The sequence below is a fragment of the Lentimicrobium sp. S6 genome, from assembly GCF_013166635.1.
Taxonomy (GTDB): Bacteria; Bacteroidota; Bacteroidia; order Bacteroidales; family UBA12170; genus UBA12170.
On the sequence record NZ_JABKBZ010000165.1, the window covers coordinates 1 to 3,025 of the forward strand.

At 33.8% G+C, this 3,025-nt stretch carries 4 protein-coding genes; all 4 read left to right on the forward strand.

Annotated elements, in window-relative coordinates:
* Positions 1 to 370: 370 nt before the first annotated feature.
* Positions 371 to 868 (forward strand): hypothetical protein, encoded by a 498-nt coding sequence (locus HNS40_RS21985; protein WP_172284864.1) that lies wholly within the window; start codon positions 371 to 373, stop codon positions 866 to 868.
* Between the two features lie 15 nt (positions 869 to 883).
* The gene (locus HNS40_RS21990) at positions 884 to 2,164 is read left to right on the forward strand and encodes a T9SS type A sorting domain-containing protein (protein ID WP_172284865.1); all 1,281 of its coding nucleotides are present in this window, start codon (positions 884 to 886) and stop codon (positions 2,162 to 2,164) included.
* 149 nt (positions 2,165 to 2,313) lie between these two features.
* A complete protein-coding gene (locus tag HNS40_RS23840) occupies positions 2,314 to 2,655 on the forward strand; it encodes a DUF4372 domain-containing protein (RefSeq protein WP_172284866.1) in 342 nt (113 codons plus the stop codon).
* A 52-nt stretch (positions 2,656 to 2,707) separates the two neighbouring features.
* The coding region (locus HNS40_RS23845; protein ID WP_172284867.1) for a transposase at positions 2,708 to 3,025 on the forward strand (318 nt) is incomplete at its 3' end.

Genomic DNA, 3,025 nt, shown 5'->3' on the forward strand with positions numbered 1-3,025 from the left:
CTTCTTTTGTTGTAAATCTTTCTTTAAACGTCTGTCTATCAATGTTTTTTAGTATCCTCATCGTTCCTGAATTTGAATACAATTTACAAAATAATATACTCATATACAACTATTTGTGAACTAAATGGGTAACCCTATTAATAATTATTAAATCCATTTCTTCAAAACATTTCTCAAGGCTAACTTTAACTCCTATTTTAGGATAGATATACTCTAATAAAATAATAATAATTTTTAAATGTTTGAAACTATGAAAAAAAAATTACTGTTTAGTTTAGCTTTAAGCCTTTCATTTGCTGCTATGGCCGATTGAAAAAAGGGTGATAGACCCAAAGACGAAATAGATCCCCGAAGTAAAAACGATTTACAGATGACTCCAGTACAAGTAAACCCTAGTATTACAGCTAATTATGATTTCAAAGGTGTACAAGCTGTTGAGCGAGTATATATAGGAAATTCTGCAAATATTTGGTCGGTTCTACTTGAAGAGCAAAGATATCTAGATTATAATACAGAAATAGGTACCTATGCCTTTACCTTTAGAACAGATCCAGCAACTTATCCTGAAGCTCTAAATAGTGGTAACATTATTACTGCTACTTCTACAGATGGTGCTAATACGTGGGATAATACATGGATGATGCAAACAGAATATGCTTGTAGATATCCCTCAGTTGTTATTTATAATCCAGAAGGAAATACAGATCCTGATGAGGCGTATATTGTTTCATGTGGTCCTAATAGCAATGATGGTTGGCATGAAAATTTCCGTGCTACTTCAAAGGTAAATGGAGATGACTTAGTTCAAGAAGTTATTCCCGTAGACCCGAATTGGTCTGGTAGTCAGATGCTTCGTAATGGTTTGTAAGTATGTTCCGATGGAATGGCTCACGTAATAGAGAGAAGATATCAGGTAGATGATGAAGGTTATTCAACAGAGTTCAATATTGCTGCTTGGTATGCGGAATTTAACGGTTCTGGTTTTGATTGGGATCTTACTGAGATTCCTGTTGATCTAGCTATGAGAACAGGAGGAGATCACCCAGGAACTACAAAGAATAAGTGGACATTTGGTAATGCTTGGTCAAATAATGGTTCTGTGGGTTATACATGGATGATTGGTGTTGATGCAAATTTAGATGACGAAGGAGGATACTCTCCTATTGTGTTTAAGACAGAAAATCAAGGTCAAGATTGGGAACAAATAGAAATTGACTTAGCCGATAACGAAGTAATGAGTGAATATCTTTGGGCTACTGGTGGTTTTGAAGGACCTATGTGGCCTAATGTTAGCGAACTTGATGGGGTTGCTGATAATGAAGGTAAGTTACAGTTATTCGTAAAAGCTACTGGTACTTTCTCTTCACATACCGATTCTGTGGGGTGGACTTATAGCAATAACCTAGATTATATTTTTAACTTAGACATTAATATGAATGGTGTTCAGAATGTATATTTTGTAGATTCACTTCTTGCTGAAGATTTAGGTGATGAATCTACTTATGGTTTTGGTACAGAATCATGGGGCTCTAGACTTCGTGCAACAAGAACTGAAGATGGTACAGCCGTATTTGCTGTTTGGTGTGATACTGAAAACCCAGAAGATTTCGAAGGTGGAAATGGGGCTCCTAATATTAAAGCTGGTGGTAGGTTTGTTAATGGTGGCGATTTCACAGACTTTCCGGTAACTAATTTCACATCCGATGATTTATATGCTGGATTTTACTTTTATCATAATGTTGGGCAAATTAGTATAATAGAAGATAATTTTGTTCATATTCCTGTTGTTACCTCTGTAACTTCTGCTGAATTTAATGCAGGTAATGAATCTGATCCCGTTACTCATAGCTATGTAAAGGGAGTGAAATTTCCTTGGACTGTTGGTTTAAATAAATTAGAAGCTGTTTCTAATATTGCAGTTAGTCAAAATAGCCCAAATCCATTTACTGATGCAACAACTATTGAATTAACAAGTGCTGTTTCTGCTCCTGTTCTCATTGAAGTGAGTAACTTAATGGGACAAACTGTTTATACCTTGAATCCTGGAATTATCAATAATACAATGAAAATAGAATTACCTGCAAGAGACCTACAGTCGGGTGTTTATTTCTACACAGTGACCATTGCCAACGAAAGTGTTTCTAAGAAAATGATTGTGGAATAGTCAATTCATATTTTTAATGATTTTTAGCACTAGTGTCCAGTAAAAGTCAGCTTTAGGATCTTGAAAACCTTGTAAATACTATATCTAAGGTAAGAATATAGACGGTGACGATTTGAATCAACTATGTTTGTGATTATAAATTATTCATTATGAACACAGGCAAGTATGTTTTCGCTCAATTGATTTCTTTTTTACCACAACGAGTTTTTGATAGTTTTGTCTCCAAATATCATGGCAATAAATACGTCAAACATTTTTCCTGTTGGAACCAACTGCTTTGTATGGTTTTTGGTCAACTTACTAATCGAAATAGTCTTCGAGATTTGACAGTTATAATTAATGCCCATAGTTCAAAATCGTATCATTTGGGATTCGGTATATCTGTTTCAAAAAGTAATTTATCGAAGGCCAATAGCAAGAGAAATTCAAAAATATTTGAAGAGTTTGCTTATTACTTAATTGATATAGCTCAAAAAAAAATTAAAGAATGAAGACTTTGAGATTAAAGGCAAAATATATGCTTTTGATTCATCTACAATAGATTTGTGTCTTAGTGTATTCTGGTGGTCTAAATTCCGTAAAAATAAAGGTGGAATAAAGCTCCATACTCTTTATGATATCACGGCTAAAATCCCTGTATTTATTCATATAACAGAAGCAACAATACATGATGTAAATGCAATGGATGTTATTCCATATGAAGTTGGTGCTTATTATGTTTTTGATCGAGGTTTTGTCGACTTCACGCGTCTATATCAGATAACCAAACTTTCATCATATTTTGTAATACGAGCAAAATCAAATTTAAAATTTAGTCGAATATATTCGAACAAAGCAGATAAGGGCAATGGAGTAAAAATA